Annotated in this window: 15 protein-coding genes and 1 pseudogene; 13 read left to right on the forward strand and 3 right to left on the reverse strand. The window is 56.6% G+C overall.

The genetic code is table 11. The annotated features are described in order from the left end of the window. Nucleotides 1–61 precede the first annotated feature (61 nt). Nucleotides 62–1681, reverse strand: a complete 1620-nt coding sequence (locus ACR0JE_RS17495) for a GMC family oxidoreductase (RefSeq protein ID WP_480865078.1) — start codon at nt 1679–1681, stop codon at nt 62–64. 136 nt (nt 1682–1817) lie between these two features. On the opposite strand from ACR0JE_RS17495, the gene ACR0JE_RS17500 reads away from it, so the two are divergent. The 7 genes and pseudogenes from ACR0JE_RS17500 (at nt 1818) to ACR0JE_RS17530 (ending at nt 8509) form a co-directional block, all read left to right on the forward strand. Continuing rightward, entirely contained in the window at nt 1818–2702 is an 885-nt protein-coding gene (locus tag ACR0JE_RS17500; protein WP_480865079.1) for a LysR substrate-binding domain-containing protein, read from the forward strand. A 263-nt stretch (nt 2703–2965) separates the two neighbouring features. Then, nucleotides 2966–3322: pseudogene (locus ACR0JE_RS17505) on the forward strand (ATP-binding cassette domain-containing protein); the annotation flags it as partial. Nucleotides 3323–3361: 39 nt separating this feature from the next. Beyond that, on the forward strand, nt 3362–4321 hold the full coding sequence (locus ACR0JE_RS17510; protein WP_480865080.1) for a dihydrodipicolinate synthase family protein: 960 nt from the start codon (nt 3362–3364) through the stop codon (nt 4319–4321). After that, nucleotides 4312–5244 (forward strand): 4-hydroxyproline epimerase, encoded by a 933-nt coding sequence (locus ACR0JE_RS17515; protein ID WP_480549813.1) that lies wholly within the window; start codon nt 4312–4314, stop codon nt 5242–5244. Before ACR0JE_RS17510 ends, ACR0JE_RS17515 begins: the two co-directional genes overlap by 10 nt. A 62-nt stretch (nt 5245–5306) precedes the next feature. Then, on the forward strand, nt 5307–6557 hold the full coding sequence (locus ACR0JE_RS17520) for an NAD(P)/FAD-dependent oxidoreductase (RefSeq protein WP_480865081.1): 1251 nt from the start codon (nt 5307–5309) through the stop codon (nt 6555–6557). Between the two features lie 65 nt (nt 6558–6622). Next, nucleotides 6623–7648, forward strand: a complete 1026-nt coding sequence (locus tag ACR0JE_RS17525; RefSeq protein WP_480865082.1) for a trans-3-hydroxy-L-proline dehydratase — start codon at nt 6623–6625, stop codon at nt 7646–7648. A 177-nt stretch (nt 7649–7825) separates the two neighbouring features. After that, nucleotides 7826–8509 (forward strand): GntR family transcriptional regulator, encoded by a 684-nt coding sequence (locus ACR0JE_RS17530; RefSeq protein WP_480865083.1) that lies wholly within the window; start codon nt 7826–7828, stop codon nt 8507–8509. A gap of 87 nt (nt 8510–8596) precedes the next feature. On the opposite strand, the gene ACR0JE_RS17535 is transcribed toward ACR0JE_RS17530, so the two are convergent. After that, nucleotides 8597–9469 (reverse strand): isocitrate lyase/PEP mutase family protein, encoded by an 873-nt coding sequence (locus tag ACR0JE_RS17535; RefSeq protein WP_480865084.1) that lies wholly within the window; start codon nt 9467–9469, stop codon nt 8597–8599. Nucleotides 9470–9570: 101 nt separating this feature from the next. Next, nucleotides 9571–10242, reverse strand: coding sequence for an IclR family transcriptional regulator (locus ACR0JE_RS17540; RefSeq protein WP_480827286.1), 672 nt, complete (start codon nt 10240–10242; stop codon nt 9571–9573). Between the two features lie 87 nt (nt 10243–10329). On the opposite strand from ACR0JE_RS17540, the gene acnA reads away from it, so the two are divergent. The 6 genes from acnA to ACR0JE_RS17570 all read left to right on the forward strand — a co-directional run bounded on the left by acnA (nt 10330) and on the right by ACR0JE_RS17570 (nt 17682). Further along, a complete protein-coding gene (gene acnA, locus ACR0JE_RS17545; protein ID WP_480865085.1) occupies nt 10330–12918 on the forward strand; it encodes an aconitate hydratase AcnA in 2589 nt (862 codons plus the stop codon). Further along, on the forward strand, nt 12918–14072 hold the full coding sequence (locus tag ACR0JE_RS17550; protein WP_480865086.1) for a PrpF domain-containing protein: 1155 nt from the start codon (nt 12918–12920) through the stop codon (nt 14070–14072). The genes acnA and ACR0JE_RS17550 overlap by 1 nt, the downstream gene beginning before the upstream one ends. Further along, nucleotides 14069–14560: a ribonuclease E activity regulator RraA gene (gene rraA / locus ACR0JE_RS17555; protein ID WP_480865087.1), complete on the forward strand. Its 492-nt coding sequence runs from the start codon at nt 14069–14071 to the stop codon at nt 14558–14560. Before ACR0JE_RS17550 ends, rraA begins: the two co-directional genes overlap by 4 nt. A gap of 36 nt (nt 14561–14596) precedes the next feature. Continuing rightward, nucleotides 14597–15583, forward strand: coding sequence for a tripartite tricarboxylate transporter substrate binding protein (locus ACR0JE_RS17560; RefSeq protein ID WP_480865088.1), 987 nt, complete (start codon nt 14597–14599; stop codon nt 15581–15583). A 73-nt stretch (nt 15584–15656) separates the two neighbouring features. Beyond that, the gene (locus ACR0JE_RS17565; RefSeq protein WP_480544560.1) at nt 15657–16160 is read left to right on the forward strand and encodes a tripartite tricarboxylate transporter TctB family protein; all 504 of its coding nucleotides are present in this window, start codon (nt 15657–15659) and stop codon (nt 16158–16160) included. A 1-nt stretch (nt 16161) separates the two neighbouring features. After that, entirely contained in the window at nt 16162–17682 is a 1521-nt protein-coding gene (locus tag ACR0JE_RS17570; protein WP_480544561.1) for a tripartite tricarboxylate transporter permease, read from the forward strand. The last annotated feature ends 63 nt before the right edge of the window (nt 17683–17745 follow it).

Genomic DNA, 17745 nt, shown 5'->3' on the forward strand with positions numbered 1-17745 from the left:
TTGATCATGCCTTTCGAAAGACCTCGGTCGAGCACTGGTGCAACTGTCAGCCGATCGCTTTTCATGCCGGGCGCCTCTGCATGCTCGAGATTTTTGCATCTGCCAGGATCATCTCGGCCCCGCGTGCGGCCAGCATCATGACGGGCGCGTTTGTGTTGCCAGAGGTGATGTTTGGAAACGAAGACGCATCGATCACGCGCAGCCCCGTCATGCCATGGACCCGCAGGCGCGAGTCGAGAACTGAATCTGCGGCCGATTTCCCCATCCGGCAGGTGCAACTGGCGTGATATACCGAATTGGCCCGCTCACGGAAATCCTCCAGCAGCGCATCGTCTGAGTGTGCGGCGATATCGGGCCCTCTGCGGACCACGGCACGGATCGCAGGCGTGTTCGCCAGTTTCTGGATATTGCGCCCTGCGGCGATTGCCATGGCGCAATCTTCATTCGTCGACAGCGAGTTTGGTCGGATTTCGGGCGCTTTACGCGGGTCCGCTGATGTGATCAGAACCGCGCCACGGCTCGTGGGGCGGCAGGGCTGCGCGCAGATCAAAAAGCCGGCCTTCTTGTCCACATCGGGCTTTCCGGCGGCATTCACGCGATAGGACATCGGATTGCAATACATCTGCAAATCGGCGTGCCTGTTGCGCCCGGACCGCACAAAGCCGCTGACCTGATTGATGGGTACGGCCAGGGGGCCTTGCCGCATCAAAGCATATTGCGCCCCGGCAATGATCTTGCCTGGCCAGTTGCCCAAGCGATTGTTCAGTGTCGGCTCAGTGGCCTGAAACTGATAAGAGACTGCCAGATGATCCTGCAAACCCTGACCCACCTGCTCAAGTTGATGCTGCACATCGATACCGTGCTTTTTCAGCAATGCTACAGGGCCGATGCCCGACCGCTGCAGGATCTGCGGCGAGTTCACGGCCCCGGCGCAGACGATTACTTCACACGCGGCGTGCGCCACGATGCTGCAGTCGCCCTGTCGATACGTGACCCCTGTTGCGGTACCGTTTTTGATGGCTATCCGTTCGACCAGAGCGTCAGTGACAATGTGCAGATTGGTTCGGCCTCGGGCCTTATGCAAAAACGCGTCTGCTGCCGACCAGCGCCTGCCGTTTCTGACGGTGCTGCGTAGGCGCGCCATGCCCTCGCGCGCTGACCCGTTCAGATGATCCAGAATGGGCCAGCCCGCCTGTCGCGACGCGGCCAGAAAGTGGTTCGAAAACGGATGCATCTTTTGGCTCAGATCAGAGACGTGAATTGGGCCGTTTCCGGTATCACCCGTCTCGGTATGCTGCGTTTCGAGCGCGGCAAAGGTTTCTGAAACAGCGGCCCAATTCCATCCCTTAGCACCTGCATATTCCCAATCGTCATAGTCATGCGGCAAGCCCTGAACATAGGCCATTGCATTAATTGAGCTTGACCCGCCGATCACACGCCCGCGTGGCCAAAAGGCCTGTCGCTGGTTCAAGCCGGGATCAGATGCGGCTGTGTAGCACCAGTTGACCTTTGGGTCGTCATAGGTTTTTCCATAGCCTAGGGGCATTTTGATCCAGAAACGACGATCCGATCCGCCCGCTTCGATCAGCAAGACCTTGTGACCTCCGCAAGCTGTTAGTTTATCAGCCAAAACGCAGCCCGCAGACCCGGCGCCGATAATGATGAAATCATAGCCGCCCATCGCGACAACCTGCCTCCCTTTCGTGGCGTGCAACAGGCATCCACGATCCTTGGGGGCATCTTTCTGGCAGAAGTATTGTTAAATCAAACAATGGATTTTAGGATATAGGCTAAAATTTACTTAACGGTTATGTGACATGGACCTGCCTCATCCAACTTGGCTGCGAACCTTCGAGGCTGCCGCTCGGCTTGCCAGTTTTTCTGCTGCGGCTGACGAGCTGGGCCTGACCCCTGCCGCTGTCAGCCAGCAGATGCGTCTGTTGGAAGATCACCTGAAGACCACTCTGTTCGAACGATTGCCGCGCGGTGTTGCGCTCACCGATATGGGCGAAGCCTATGCGCAACCGGTGCGTCAAAGCCTTGCCGACATGCGCACCGCTACAGCCGGGTTGTTTGGTGCTGCCAGGAAGCGACAGATCAAGGTCAGGGCCTCGATCTCATATGCCACCCTCATCATCGCGCCCCGCCTGAACGAATTTCTAGCCGAACATCCAGACATTGATGTTGAGCTTTCAACCTTTGTCTGGGCAGGCCGTTTTCAGCAGGGTTTAGGGGATGTCGACATCCGGTTCGGTCATGGCGATTGGGCAGACGGTCACGTTACGCATCTAGGCCATGAATATGCCATACCCGTCTGCCACAGGGACCATCTTGCGCGGTTTGGAAACGCGCCCACCTTTGATCAGCTTGCAGCCGATCACATCACAACCATCCATGGCTCCGAAACAGATTGGCCGCAGCTGATGGAACAGTTGGGCTTAACCTCGCCGGTTCCGCAAAAGGTGACGCGCTTTGATTCGTCGTTGATGGCGTTGCAATTTGTAAGTGCCGGGTACGGGACGGCCATTGTTGTCGAGAGCTTCGCCAGCGCGTTTCTTGATCGCGGCGCCGTCGTAAGGCCGATTCCAGAAAAGCTTGCGATCCGACCGGCTCATTTCATTGTCGAACGTGAGGGGGCGGAAAGACGTGACGAGGTGCGCGCGTTTTCAGATTGGGTGAAGTCAATCCACAACTGGTCCTAAGCTGAACAGTGCGCATCGTTGATGACACTATCTCAGGTCAAGTTGATCTGAGCGATCATCGGTGCGGCTCTGAGTTCGGTTCCTGCTTTTGAGCAGTATTGGTGTATCTGAGCCATTCTTTTCCGCTTCTTTGCTTTCCCAAGTTTAGCGCCCGCACAAAGGTATTTGCCTGTCTGATGCGCCAAAATCCGATAATGCCATTCCCTGTTGACAGTTAGAAATGTATAATGGATACATTATTCAAGATAAAACTGCCGCGCTGGCATAATGAGGCAGGCGAAAAGCTCAACGTTTACCCGTCGGCCTTATCAGGCGGTCAGCAGCAGCGCCTTGCCATCGCACGGGCCTTGGCGATGGAGCCTGAATACATGCTGTTTGACGAGGCGACCTCGGCCCTTGATCCTGAACTGGTGGGTGAGGTCCTCGATACCATGCGCCTTTTGGCAGAAGAAGGCATGACGATGATCTGTGTGACACATGAGATGGGTTTTGCACGGGATGTGTCGGACAGGGTTGCTTTTTTCCATCAGGGCGTGATGGAAGAGATTGGCCCACCCGGTCAGATCTTTGGTGATGCACAGTCCGAGAATACACGCAAATTTCTGGCCAATGTACGCTAAACAGTTGGCCAAAACGACACGTTAAGGAAGGTTACGTTTATGTCCCAGAATGTTTTCACCGGCACGATGCCGGCCCTGATGACCCCGTGCAAACCGGATCGGACACCGGATTTTGATGCGCTGGTGAAAAAGGGCAAGGAAATGATCGCGGCTGGAATGTCGGCTGTTGTGTATTGCGGTTCGATGGGCGATTGGCCGTTGCTGTCTGATGCCGAGCGCATGGAAGGGGTTGAGCGTTTGATCGACGCCGGGCTGCCCGTTGTCGTCGGAACTGGTGCGATCAATTCCAAATCTGCGGTTGCTCTGGCGGCACATGCGCAAAAAGTCGGGGCGGCCGGGCTTATGGTGATCCCGCGCGTGCTGTCGCGCGGCTCGTCGATTGCGGCACAGAGGAACCATTTTAAGGCGATCTTGTCAGCGGCTCCGGATATACCTGCAATTATCTACAACAGCCCGGTCTATGGCTTTGCAACCCGTGCCGATCTGTTTCTGGAACTGCGCTCTGAACACCCCAGCCTTGTGGGATTCAAGGAATTCGGCGGCAAATGCGATCTGCGTTATGCAGCAGAACACATCACATCCAAAGATGATCAGGTCACTTTGATGGTTGGTGTGGACACCGAGGTTTACCATGGCTTCGTCAATTGCGGTGCAACCGGTTCGATTACAGGCATTGGCACAGCCTTACCGCGCGAGGCGCTGTTGCTGGCGGCGCTATGCCAAAAGGCAGCCGTAGGTCATGCCGAGGCGCGTCAGCGTGCGCTGGAACTGGAAGAGGCTTTTGGAGTGCTGGCCAGCTTTGACGAAGGCACAGATCTGGTGCTCTACTACAAATACCTTCTGGTGCTAAACGGTGAAGAGGAATACCGCTTGCATTTCAATGAAACAGACGAACTGACGGACGCGCAACGCAACTATTGCGAACAGCAATATGCCCTGTTCCGCGCTTGGTTCAAAGATTGGTCCAAACAGGGCGGGATCATCGCTGAATGCATGTGATCGACAGCCACACAGGCGGGATGCCCACACGTGTAATCCTGGATGGTGGCCCTGATCTGGGTTCAGGGTCTCTGGCTGAACGTGCCCACCGTCTGGCGACCGAGCATGAGGCGTTCTACAAATCCGTTCTCCTGGAGCCGCGCGGTCAGCCTGGGATGGTTGGGGCGCTGCTGGTTGATCCGCAGGACCCGGGTAGTGAAACAGGTGTGATCTATTTCGACTCTGATGCGGTTCTGGGCATGTGCGGCCATGGCACTATTGGGCTGGCTGTTACGCTGGCCTATCAGGGCCGGATCGCCCCAGGCAGGCACATTCTTGAAACCCCGGCCGGTCTGATTTCGGTTGACCTGTTAGATGCAAATACCGTGCGTGTCACCAATGTTGAAAGTGGCCGGGTGCGGGCCTCTGTTGCGGTTGAAGTTGCGGGCCATGGGCAGGTGACTGGTGATTTGGCCTATGGCGGGAACTGGTTCTTTATCGTTGACCCAAGTCCAGTCGCTGTGGAGCCGCGCAACATCCGTGACCTGAGCGATCTGGCGATCGCCATTCGTAAAGCGTGCATCGCGCAAGGTGTGACGGGCGAAAAAGGTGAGCTTGTGGACCATGTGGTGTTGCAGGGACAATCCGATATCGCAGGTATCCACAGCCGTAATTTTGTGCTGTGTCCCGATGATGAATATGACCGTTCGCCCTGTGGAACTGGCAGTTCCGCCCGCCTGGCTTGCCTTGCGGCCGATGGGGTATTGGCGCCGGGTGAAGAGATCGTGCAGGAAAGCGTTATCGGCAGCCCTTATCGGCTGAGCTATCAACCGGGCGCAAATGGCGGCGTCATTCCCAGCCTGACCGGGCAGGCCCATGTCATGGGGGAAGGTAAGTTGATTTTCGCGCAAGAAGACCCGTTTCGGGCAGGCATATCCTTTTGATAGGCTCTTTCGGGGCAGAGCAATCTGGCCCTATGGGAAACGCAATGTGAAAGCACTCAACCATGCAGTCTAGTACTCCACCGGATATCGTTGTGATCGGAGCAGGCCTGATCGGGATCAGCACGGCACTGGTATTGCAAAAACGCGGCAAACAGTTGTTGGTGCTGGATCGGGAAGGGGTTGGGGCGGGGGCCTCGAAAGGCAATGCCGGGGCGTTTGCCTTTACTGAAATCGAACCGCTGGCCACGCCAGGGATTATGCGCAAAGCGCCGAAGTGGCTGATTGACCCGCTTGGGCCATTGTCGATCCCGCCTTCCTACGCGCTGAACATAGTTCCATGGATGCTGCGGTTTTGGCGGGCCAGCTGGCGGGATCGTTATATCGCGTCGCTAAATGCGCAGGCAGAGCTGATGAACCACTGTCGTGCCGCTTTGGAGCGTCAGGTTGCAGATGTAGGCGGAGAGGCATTCATCCAGCGCGATGGTCAGTTGCAGCTGTTCGAAAGCGAGGCCGAGTTTCGGTCCAGTCTGCCCACATGGGAGCTGCGCAAAGAACACGGTATTCCTTTTGACCTGCTTGAGAACCCGGAGGCGATCGCGGAGATTCAGCCGGGTCTGGATCGCAGATTCACCCATGCAGGGTTCACGCCAACCTGGTTGAACACCATAGACCCGGCCCTCTGGACCAGCCATTTGGCCAAACAGTTCACATCGCGCGGAGGGCAGATCGAGATTGCGGGTGTTTCTGCGCTGACACCCATTGAAGCCGGAGTAAGGGTGACAGCCAGCACGGGGGAGCTGACAGCGGGGCAAGTCGTTGTCTGTGCAGGCGCATGGTCGCACCGATTGGCCGCAAACCTGGGAGATCGCATCCCGTTGGAGACCGAGCGCGGATACAACACGACTCTACCCGAAGGGGCCTTTGATCTGCGGACGCATCTGACTTTTGGCGGGCATGGCTTTGTCGTGTCACGTATCAATGGCGGTGTGCGCGTTGGTGGCGCGGTCGAGCTGGGGGGGCTGCAACTGGCGCCCAACTTCAAGCGGGCAAAGACGTTGCTGAACAAGGCAAAACGCTTCATGCCGGGCTTGAACACAGACGGTGGCACGCAATGGATGGGTTTTCGCCCGTCGCTGCCGGATAGCCTTCCGGTCATTGATCGTTCGGCCCGTTCTCCGCAGGTTCTTTACGGCTTTGGGCATGGCCATCTAGGGCTGACCCAATCGGCGGGCACAGCTGAGCTGATCGCTGATCGGGCCATGGGCAGTGAACCGATGATTGATATGCGGCCTTACGCGTCGACGCGTTTCTGATCCGAAGGACGCCTCGATTTGCGACACTTTAGGTCAACTCGCCGCTTGGTAGGATTGAGGGACAGATGCGCAGCAGCAAAACGATTCACGTTATTTCTGCCCATGCAGAAGGAGAGGTGGGGGATGTCATCGTAGGCGGCGTGGCCCCGCCGCCGGGAGAGACACTCTGGGATCAGCGCAGCTTTATTGCTCAGGATCAAACCCTGCGCAATATCGTGCTGAACGAGCCCCGTGGCGGTGTGTTCCGGCACGTCAATTTACTGGTGCCGCCCAAGCATCCCGAGGCTGATGCCGCCTGGATTATCATGGAGCCGGAAGACACGCCGCCGATGTCTGGATCAAACTCGATCTGTGTTGCAACGGTGTTGTTGGATGGGGGGATCATTCCCATGCGCGAACCCGAGACCCGAATGGTGCTTGAAGCGCCTGGAGGGTTGGTGCGGGTACGGGCGGAATGTTGTGAAGGCAAGGCGCAACGTATCTTTGTGCAGAACTTGCCCAGCTTTGCGGATAAACTCTCGGTCCCGTTGGAGGTTCCGGGCCTGGGTACGCTCACAGTCGACACGGCCTATGGGGGCGACAGTTTCGTCGTGGTCGATGCCCAGGCGCTGGGGTTTGAGATCGCCGCACACGAAGCGCGCGACATTGCCCGGACGGGCGTGCGCATAACCAATGCGGCCAACGAACAACTTGGGTTCTCGCATCCCGAAAACCCGGATTGGAACCATATCTCGTTCTGCGCATTTTGTGGCCCTCTGTCGTCTACAGAGACCGGGTTGACCAGCAAATCTGCCGTCGCCATCCAGCCGGGCAAGGTGGATCGCTCGCCGACAGGTACGGCAGTTTCCGCACGCATGGCGTTGATGGCGGCCAAAGGGATAATGGCGCCCGGTCAAACCTTCGAGGCAACTTCGATCATCGGGTCCAGCTTTACCGGTCGCATTCTGGGCAAGGCTACGGTCGGTGGTCGTGACGCGATTATCCCTGAAATCGGTGGCCGAGGTTGGATCACAGGTATCCACCAACATATGTTAGACCCCGATGACCCATGGCCCGGGGGCTACCGTCTGTCCGACACCTGGGGCGTCTGAGGAACGCCGGTCCGATTGCGCAGGTGCATTGATCACTTGATCTGCTAAGATGTTGGATACAAAATAAAAGCTAAAATATTCAAAGCTATGCGAGGATACCGGATATGCGGCTTTGCTTGGAAAAACCACCACTAGTCGCTACGCGTATCTTCAGAGCGTAACTGGGCAAGGGCGGAAATGGCGGGAAAACGCGCGATCACAAGGCAAAGCCTTCCAGACGTCATCGCAAATGACCTGCGTGAACGTATCCTCAGCGGCGAGCTGGCAGAAGGCGAAACAATTCGACAAGAGGCGCTGGCCGAAGACTATGACGTGTCCCGGATGCCGATCCGAGAGGCGTTGAAGCGCCTGAATGCTGAAGGTCTTGTTCAGTGGACCAACAATCGTGGCGGGTCGGTCACAAAACATTCCCTCAGTGAAATAGGAGAAATATTCGATCTGCGCAGCCTGATTGAAGTCGACCTTTTTCGCCGATCCATCCCCAAAATGGATGCCAGCGACTTCGCCCGCTGTGAAGAAATTCTTAAGCAGATGGAAACATCTTACGACGACAACGACGTCAGTAGATGGGGAATTTTGAACCACGAATATCACTCGGCGCTTTATATGGCCTCGGATCGCAAGCTAACCCATGAGCTGCTGGAGCGCATAAATATGCAATCAGACCGCTATGTTAGGATGCACCTGAGTGTCATGAAACAGCGTGAACCGGCAAAGATGGAACACCGCGCCCTCCTGCAATTGGCCCGGGACGGTAAGATAGACGACGCCTGTGAGCTTCTGACATCGCATATCCAGCGGACGAAAGAACAGCTGCTTGAGATGATAGCGTCAAAGCGCGCTGATGAGGCTTTAGGATAAGCTCAGAAGATTCAGGTTCTTTCTACGTTCCAGGCCGGGCATTCGGCCTGCGGCCCGCGTTGCGAAAGAAATTCCTGAGCACGGGTGTCAATCCGTGTATCGCGCTTCCATTTCATCAAAATGGGCTTTCTGTACCGCATTCTGCCGCACCTCAAAGCTGGCGACTGGTCCGTTTTCGTCCATCCGACCATCTGATTTCAGCAGAGACAGCGCATCATGCATGCCTTTCAATGCACCCTGCAACGCGACGTTGGCGTAAAGCACCAGACCAAAACCCATCTCGTCCAGCGTGGAAAAATCGACGATGGGGGTTTTGCCGCCCACAACCAGGTTGATCAATTGCGGAGTGCCATTCAAGCGCATTGGGATGCTGCGAATATCTTCCATGTTTTGGGGCGCTTCGATAAATGTGATGTCGGCGCCATCTTCGATGAATACCTCGGCGCGTTCGATCGCCGCATCGAACCCTTGCGTGGCGCAGGCATCCGTGCGGGCAATCACCAGGAAATTCGGGTCCTGACGCGCGTCCACGGCGGCCTTGATGCGGCTGCGCGCCTCGACCAGATCGACAACATCCTTGCCCGAGAAATGGCCGCACCGTTTTGGATTGACCTGATCCTCCAGCTGAATTGCGCTGGCACCCGCACGCTCCATTGTGCGCACAGTGTGATGAACGTTCAGGGCATTGCCGAAACCAGTATCTGCATCTACCACGATGGGCAGTTCCGTGATGTTGCGAATGGCCGATGTATGCTGCGCAAGTTCGGGGAGTGAGATAAAGCCCAGATCAGGCATGCCTAAGTTGGCGTTGGTCAATCCCGCACCTGAGATATAGACCGCTTCAAAACCCAGCTGATCGATCACGCGCGCGGCAAGGGCATTGGCAGTACCGGGCATCAGAACCGCTGTGCCTGTGTTCAGGCGTTCGCGGAATGCTTTGTTGATCTCATGGTTCATCATCGGCGCGCCCTCCGGCTTGTGGGGTTACCCGAATGCCTATCGAAGCCCGGTTAATGTGGCAAGTTGAGCGACCTTGCGTTCTGTTTGGTGAAATGCATCCGTCAACTTGTGGTCAGACTACGCGCCAGACTTTCAAGCAAAGGGATCGTGTTTGCCCTTGTTTCGGCGTCGAACCTATTGGCCAGACCCGAGACCGTCAGCGCGCCTATGAGGTGCCCTTCGGCATCGAAGACTGGAGTGGCCACCGACGAGATGTTCGGATTGGTTTGACCTTCGGAACTGGCTGTGCCGTTTTTGTTGAACTTCGCCAGGTCACCAACATCCTCGCCCGAGAAGTGTCGCAGCACCAGCCCTGAGGCCCCGGTCGACAATTGCAGGCGCATGCCTTCTTCGACGTGAAAGCGCAGCAGGTTGGGTGAGTTTTCTCTGTATAAACAAATGCGTTCATTGCCAGAACGCACATAGAACGAGGCCGTTTCCCCGGTGGCCTCAGCCAGGATTTTCAGGGACGGGGCGACATGTTCGCGCTTGGTAAAATCACGCCGGAAAATCAATCCAAGCCGCCAGACACTGGGCCCCACACTGAACCGGCCGTCCTCGTCACGCTGGATGAAACCATAGATGCTCATGGAATTCGTTAGGCGCAGGATGGTGCTTTTGTGCAGCCCGGTTTCCTCGGCCAACTCGGCAAGAGACATGATGGGGTTCTGAGTCGAAAATGCGCTGAGGATTGACATGGCACGCTCGACGGATTCCGTTCTGTTCGATGGCATGGCGTTCTATCAGATGAAACGAGACTGGATCAACCTTGCTGTATCTCTTTGGCATTGTCTAGCTTGGTGGCAATTCTGGAGGCCACCGTGACAGACGCTATGCATAAACCAATCGCCAATACGTCGTTCCGGGCCGTGGATTATTGTGCCTTGCTGGGGCGCGATTATCGGACGCTTCCCTATTCGTTGCGGGTCTTGGCGGAGAATGCGGCGCGTCATTCCGAGGGTGGTTCAGCGGCGCTGGACGTACTCGCGCGGGTCGGGGATGCGGTTCCGTTTCGCCCTGCACGCATGTTGCTACATGACATGCTGGGTATTCCCGCGCTGATCGATATCATGGCGATGCGCAACCGTTTGGAAGAGGTGGGTGGCGACCCGAACGTGGTTGATATGAGTTTACCGGTCGATCTGGTAATCGATCATTCCATGTCCATCAATCATTGGGCTGAAAAGCTTGCGCTGACCAAGAACATGGATCGCGAGTTTGAGGTGAACCGCGAACGCTTTGCGTTTCTGAAAGCCTGTGAGGCGAAGTTCCCAAAGCTGCGGGTTATCCCACCCGGAGGGGGCATTTGCCATCAGGTCAACCTTGAATATCTTGGGCAGACGGTTTTGCCGTCCAATGAGGACCCGGATGTACTGATCCCGGATTCTAGCCTGGGCACTGACAGCCATACCCCGATGATCAATGCGCTTGGGATCATGGGCTGGGGTATTGGCGGGCTCGAGGCCGAGGCGTTGCTGTTCGGTGAAACCACGCCGGTCAATGTTCCGCGCGTGATCGGACTTGAGGTCACGGGTAAGCTGTCAGACCATGTAACCGCCACGGATATTGCGCTGGTCATCGCCGAGAAGCTGCGCGCGATTGGGGTTGTCGACACCTTCGTTGAGCTGTTCGGCAGCGGTTATGCTGAACTGAGTGTGGCCGACCGTGCCACCATTGCCAATATGGCCCCGGAATATGGCTCGACCATGGTATTCTGCCCGGTGGATGAGCGTACAATCGGATATCTGCGTCAGACCGGCCGCAACGACAGTGCCAAACTGGTCGAGCTGTATTGCCAAGAGCAGAACCTGTGGGTCGAGGGTATGGATGCTTCGGTTGACTATGAGCAGGTTGTCGAACTCAATCTCCATCAGATTGGCCGCTCGGTTTCTGGCCCGTCGCGCCCGGAACAGCGGATCGATCTTGCGGCTGCAACGGATCGCCTGAGTTTCGAAGGTGAGGTTGAGCGCAGAGTGCCCGTGCCCAATGCGGCACATGACATTGGCGATGGTGATGTGATCATCGCGGCTATTACCAGCTGCACCAACACAGCCAACCCCCGAAACATGGTTTTGGCTGGCCTTGTCGCCCGCAACGCAGTAGCGCGTGGGTTGACTGTCAAACCGCATGTCAAAACCTCGTTGGCGCCGGGCTCGCGCGTAGTGGCCAAATACCTGTCTGAAAGTGGCCTGCAAGATCCGTTGGATGCGCTTGGCTTTGAGGTTGCCGCCTTTTCCTGCTCGACCTGCAATGGGATGTCCGGCCCCCTTGAGCCCGCGCATGAAGAGGCGATCAAGAAGCATGATGTCAAAGGTATTGCGGTCTTGTCAGGAAACCGGAATTTTGCCGGGCGGATTCATCCGCTTGCATCGCGAAACATGATCGCCTCGCCGCCTCTGGTTGTGGCCTATGCCTTGATGGGAACGATCCTGAAAGACATCACAACCGAACCGCTGGGAACCGATCAAGATGGCAACCCCGTGATGCTGGATGATTTGTGGCCCTCTGCGGATGAGGTGACGCGGATTGTTGAGACCTACGTGACGCCTGAAGAATTCCGCGACAATTACGCGACCATCGGGGATGTCAACGATCAGTGGAATGCCATGGATGTTGGGAAAGGGCCCTATGCATGGGAGCCTTCGACCTATGTCTCTTTCCCGCCCTTCGTAAAAGACATCGGCCCCAAGAATATAGGGCTTGAACCTCTGCGGGATCTGCGCCCGTTGGCCATTCTGGGTGATAGCGTGACAACCGACCATATTTCGCCTTCGGGTATCATCACGCCCGAGTCAGAAGCGGGCCAGTTTCTGCAGGCACAAGGCGTAGCGCAACGCGACTTTAATTCTTTTGGAACCCGACGCGGTTGTTCTGACGTTGTTATTCGCTCGACATTCGCGAACTATCGCCTGCGCAATGAAATGACCCCCGATAAAGAAGGGTCCTGGACCAGGGTGGAGCCCGATGGGCACGTGACATCGATTTTCAAGGCGATCGAAACCTATCTGGACCGGGATCAGAAACTCGTCGTGATCGGAGGTAAGGAATATGGCTGCGGCTCCTCCCGGGACACAGCGGCCAAAGCCCCGTGGTTGGCTGGCATTCGTGCCGTCATCGCAGAAAGTTTCGAGCGTATTCATCGCTCGAACCTTGTGAATATGGGGATCGCGCCGCTGTGTTTTCCGGAAGGTGTAGACCGCAAAAGCCTGCAACTGGACGGGTCCGAGACCTTTGATATCGATTTCGGTGAGGACCTGAACACAGCCTCTCTGACCATCCATCGAAAGGATGGCCGGACTCAAACCACGCCGCTGGACCTTCGGCTGTATAATGACGGCGAACGCGCGACCTTTGCCGAGGGCGGATTGTTGCCGCGCGCGTTTCGCGGTTTTCTGGCGGGGGCTTCCTGATGGCGGAGCGGTTGCGGGCGGCATTCTATCGGGGCGGGACCTCGAAGGCGGTTGTGTTCAACGGTGCAGATTTGCCCAAGGATCAGGCGGTGCGTGACCGCATATTCCTGCACGTCCTGGGCAGCCCGGACCCCTATGGAAGGCAGCTGAACGGAATGGGCGGGGGGCTGTCATCGCTGTCCAAAGTGGTGATTGTTGAACCGTCGAGCCGGGACGATGCGGATGTGGAGTACACCTTCGTACAAATTGCGGTGGATGAGCCAGTTGCCGATTACGGCTCGGCCTGCGGAAACATGTCATCCTGTGTCGGGCCCTTCGCTGTCGAGGAAGGGATGGTTCTGGTCGCAGCGGATCAAAACGAAGCACTTGTTCGCATCTACAGCACCAATACCGACAGTATTTATCACGCGCGTTTTCCCGTGTGCGATGGTCACCCAGTGGAAGAAGGCTCGTTTGAGATTCCCGGTGTGTCCGGGGCTGGGGCAAAGGTAACAATAGACTTTCTGGCCCCCGGTGGCGCGGGTACCGGGACGCTGCTGCCAACTGGCAATGGTGTTGATGTTCTTCAGATTGATGGGTTCGGGGCGCTTGAGGTCTCTTTGATCGATGCCGCTAATCCGGTGGTGTTTTTCCGTGCTGCGGATCTGAACAAAACGGCCACTGAACCTCCGCAGGATTTGGATGGTGATCCTGAATTCATGGCGCTGATAGAACAAATTCGTGCAGCGGGGGCTGTGGCGATGGGGATGGCCTCATCTGTTGGAGACGTGAAACGCTCAAGCCCGAAGGTCGCCATGCTTGGTGCCCCGAAAGCATTCACGGCCCTTGATGGACGTGCGCATGGACCGGGCAGCCATGACGTGAATGTACGGCTTGTCTCGATGGGGAATTTTCATCGTGCCATTACATTGACCGGAGCGATGTGCGCTGCAGTCGCTGCCCAGATACCGGGCACGCTGGTGCAAAAGATCGCGCAACCCACGACTCAGGACCTGCGCATCGGCAACCCATCGGGTAATTTGCCGACAATCGCCAATGTCGAAACCAGCCCGACAGGACCCGAGGCGATATCTGCCGGGACGTTTCGAACCCAAAGGCGTCTTATGGAAGGTGCGGTGCTGTATCCGGCCGAATTGGCGGAGGGTGCGCTTTGATCAATGCGAATGATAAACCCACAGCGGATTTGAGCGATGCACATCCCAACAAGCTCTGCCCGGTGCGACAACAGTTCATGGATTATGGAGCAAAACGAAGCTTTGCGGGGCGTATCCACACCGCCGTCATGGCTGAAGATACCAAGCTGGTTCAAGAGAAACTCTTTACTTTGCAGGGAAATGGCGGTGTCATTGTTCTGGATGGCGGCGGATCACTGCGCACGGCATTGCTGGGAGACATGATGGCAGAACGGCTGATTGCCAACGGATGGTCAGGGATCGTCATAAACGGGGCGGTTCGTGACAGTGAATGTCTTGCGCGTCTTGACCTTGGGATCAAAGCGCTTGGGACGACGCCGGTTCGATCAGGCAAGAGCGGCATTGGGGCAATCAATGTTCCTGTCGCCTTCGGAGGAACGCTGTTTGAGCCGGGTCAGTACATCTACTGTGATCAAGACGGAATTCTGGTGGCACAGAATCCGATCTAATAAAAATAACGAAATGCCAACCAATGGGAGGAAACAATGGCAAAACTTCAACTTACACGCCGGACCTTTGCGGCTGCTGCGGTGGCAGCGATGTCGCTGGGGATGCCGACGCTTGCACAAGCGCAGGAAGTCGTGGACAGCATCCACTTTCTCATTCCTGGCGGCGCTGGCGGCGGCTGGGACGGTACAGCCCGTGGTACTGGTGAGGCACTGACAAAGTCAGGGTTGGTCGGAACTGCGAGCTATGAGAATATGTCGGGCGGTGGTGGCGGTAAGGCTATCGGCTATCTGATCGAGAACGCAGACAGCAATCATGGCACCTTGATGGTCAACTCAACGCCCATCGTAATCCGGTCGCTGACAGGTGTGTTCCCTCAGAACTTCCGCGATCTAACGCTTGTGGCCGGAACGATCGGTGACTATGCGGCGCTGGTGGTTGCTGCGGACGGGCCAATTCAGGACCTGAACGGGCTGATCGAAGCGTTCAATGCTGATCCAAATTCGACCGCCGTTGGTGGCGGATCAGTTCCCGGCGGGATGGACCATCTGGTTGCAGCCATGGTTTTCCAGGCGGCAGGCGCTGATCCAGTGGCCATGAAATACGTCCCTTATGATGGCGGTGGTGCCACTATGGCAGGCCTGCTGTCGGGCGAAGTTCAGGCAGTCTCAACCGGCTTCTCTGAGGCGGTCGAACTCGCCAAGGCCGGTGAGGTGCGCATCATTGGCGTGACCTCGGATGATCGAGTGGACGCCTATCCAGATGCTCCAACCATGAAAGAGCAGGGCAACGACACTGCGTTCGTCAACTGGCGTGGGTTCTTCGCGGCCCCTGGTCTGCCTGACGACAAGCTGGCGGCTTATCAGGACGCTTTGACCCAGATGTACGGTACGCCGGAGTGGGTGGAAGTTCGTGATCGCAACGGCTGGGTCGACATCCACAACAACGGTGATGACTTCCGTACCTTCCTGGAACAGCAGGAACAGGAAATCGGCGATCTGATGAAGAAGCTTGGCTTCCTCTAAGTCGACTGTTCACAGCTAAGAAAGGCGCCCGGCCCTAAGCCGGGCGCCTCAAGCAATTTGGGGAGGGGATGAAATGGCACTGGATCGCTGGATTGCGCTTGTCATTCTTTTGATCTGTTTGGCCTATGGCTACGCGGCTTTTTTTACGATGGATGATTTACTGCCGCCAATCATGCGGCGCAGCCCGATATGGCCTTCGAGCTTTCCCAAAGTGCTGGTTATTGGCGCCATTCTGATGGCCCTTTCGATCATTCTGGGTTTGGAAAAGACGCCCGAGAAAGAAAAACCGGCAGATATCAATCTTGCGAAACTGCATGAATACAAGGTCGGCCAGGCTGTGATGTTACTGGCGCTGATGGTCGCCTATGCGCTGCTGTTGCGCCCCTTGGGATTTCTGGCGTCGACCTTCCTGTTTCTAAGCATTGGCAGTTTCATACTTGGAGAGCGACGATACGTTCTGATGGCTGTTGTCGGCGGCGTCGCTGCTGGTGTTGTCTGGTATCTTGTTGATGTGGTGCTTGGGATTTTCCTAAGCCCGTTCCCCGGATTTCTGACCGCTATGGCAAACGGAGGCTGATATGCTTGAGGGACTTATGACAGGCCTCGCAACGGCCTTTACACTCACAAACATCCTGATGGTGATCGGTGGGTGTTTGATCGGAACTTTCATTGGCATGTTGCCGGGTTTGGGGCCGATGTCGATCATTGCGATCATGATCCCGGTTGCCATCACCATTGGCGATCCTTCAGCGGCACTGATCCTCTTGGCAGGGGTTTATTACGGCGCAGTCTTTGGTGGCTCGACTTCATCAATCTTGATCAACGCGCCGGGGGTGGCATCGACAGTGGCCACCAGTTTCGATGGCTATCCGCTGGCTCGTTCGGGCCAAGCGGGTAAGGCGCTGACCGTTGCCGCGATCTCATCCTTTGCGGGTGGTACAATTGGGGCGGTGTTGTTGATGGTCTTTGCCCCAGCTTTGGCCTCGGTGGCGTTGCTGTTCCATTCCTCAGAGTATTTTGCGCTAATGGTCGTCGGCTTGTCCGCCATTGCAGCATTTGCAGGTACAGGACAGGTTGGCAAAGCGCTGTTGATGACGTTTTTAGGTCTGATCATGGCCACGGTGGGCGAAGGCGTTCTGTTCAATTCGCCGCGTTTCACCATGGGGATCATGGACCTGCAATCTGGCTTTGGCTTCATTACGCTTGCGATGGCCATGTTTGCCTTGCCCGAGGCGATTTACCTGGTGCTTGATCCCAATCGGTCCAAGACCGGCGATGGCGACAGCGGCAAGATCAGCAATCTGCGCATCGACCGGGAAGAGGCCAAGAAGATTGCACCGGTGATTGGACGCCAATCAATTCAAGGCTTCTTTATTGGCGTCTTGCCAGGGGCAGGCGCGACCATTGCATCCTTTCTTGGGTATGCGGTCGAACGGAATATTGCACCGAAGGAAGAACAAGAACGCTTTGGAAAGGGTGAGATCAAGGGCATTGCCGCACCGGAAAGTGCAAACAATGCCGCCTGTACCGGATCGTTTGTGCCTTTGTTGACGCTGGGTATTCCCGGGTCGGGCACAACCGCGATTCTGCTTGGGGCTCTGATCGCCTTGAATGTCAGCCCGGGCCCACGGTTGATGATCGATGAGCCGCAGATTTTCTGGGCCGTGATCATTTCGATGTATCTGGGCAATCTGGTTCTGCTGATCCTGAACCTGCCGCTGATCCCTTACATCGCCAAGGTTTTGGCGGTGCCGCGCAACTTCCTGATCCCCTTTATTTTGTTCTTTACGCTCATGGGGGCGTATATCGGGCAGAACAACGCGACAGAGCTGCTGATACTGGTCGGCTTCGGGGTCTGCGCGACGATCTTGCGCTTTGCAGACTATCCACTGGCGCCGCTGCTGATCGGGTTCATCCTTGGGCCGCTGCTTGAGAACAACTTTTCGCGTGCAATGCAGCTTTATGATGGCATGGGCTTTATCTGGGAGCGCCCGATGACTTTAGGGCTTCTGGCGATCGCCGTCATACTGGTTTTGCTTCCAAGCTACCGTCAGCGTCGGGCCGTCGCGCGCGCCAAAGGGGTTGCTGACGGCGACTGATGTTCAACCTTGGTGTTGTGGGTATCGCGGGTCACGCGCCAGACAGAGTTAGGTCTGGCGCGT

It is taken from the genome of Ruegeria sp. H3, from assembly GCF_056533095.1.

What these genes read in the sequence shown, in the direction of transcription:
- ACR0JE_RS17530 (WP_480865083.1), top strand. Translation starts at nt 7,826, where the DNA reads ATGGCGGGAAAACGCGCGATCACAAGGCAAAGCCTTCCAGACGTCATC.
- ACR0JE_RS17495 (WP_480865078.1), bottom strand. Translation starts at nt 1,681, where the DNA reads ATGGGCGGCTATGATTTCATCATTATCGGCGCCGGGTCTGCGGGCTGC.
- ACR0JE_RS17525 (WP_480865082.1), top strand. Translation starts at nt 6,623, where the DNA reads ATGCGCAGCAGCAAAACGATTCACGTTATTTCTGCCCATGCAGAAGGA.
- ACR0JE_RS17560 (WP_480865088.1), top strand. Translation starts at nt 14,597, where the DNA reads ATGGCAAAACTTCAACTTACACGCCGGACCTTTGCGGCTGCTGCGGTG.
- ACR0JE_RS17515 (WP_480549813.1), top strand. Translation starts at nt 4,312, where the DNA reads ATGCATGTGATCGACAGCCACACAGGCGGGATGCCCACACGTGTAATC.
- ACR0JE_RS17535 (WP_480865084.1), bottom strand. Translation starts at nt 9,469, where the DNA reads ATGATGAACCATGAGATCAACAAAGCATTCCGCGAACGCCTGAACACA.
- ACR0JE_RS17520 (WP_480865081.1), top strand. Translation starts at nt 5,307, where the DNA reads ATGCAGTCTAGTACTCCACCGGATATCGTTGTGATCGGAGCAGGCCTG.
- ACR0JE_RS17510 (WP_480865080.1), top strand. Translation starts at nt 3,362, where the DNA reads ATGTCCCAGAATGTTTTCACCGGCACGATGCCGGCCCTGATGACCCCG.
- ACR0JE_RS17550 (WP_480865086.1), top strand. Translation starts at nt 12,918, where the DNA reads ATGGCGGAGCGGTTGCGGGCGGCATTCTATCGGGGCGGGACCTCGAAG.
- ACR0JE_RS17565 (WP_480544560.1), top strand. Translation starts at nt 15,657, where the DNA reads ATGGCACTGGATCGCTGGATTGCGCTTGTCATTCTTTTGATCTGTTTG.
- ACR0JE_RS17500 (WP_480865079.1), top strand. Translation starts at nt 1,818, where the DNA reads ATGGACCTGCCTCATCCAACTTGGCTGCGAACCTTCGAGGCTGCCGCT.
- ACR0JE_RS17540 (WP_480827286.1), bottom strand. Translation starts at nt 10,242, where the DNA reads ATGCCATCGAACAGAACGGAATCCGTCGAGCGTGCCATGTCAATCCTC.
- ACR0JE_RS17570 (WP_480544561.1), top strand. Translation starts at nt 16,162, where the DNA reads ATGCTTGAGGGACTTATGACAGGCCTCGCAACGGCCTTTACACTCACA.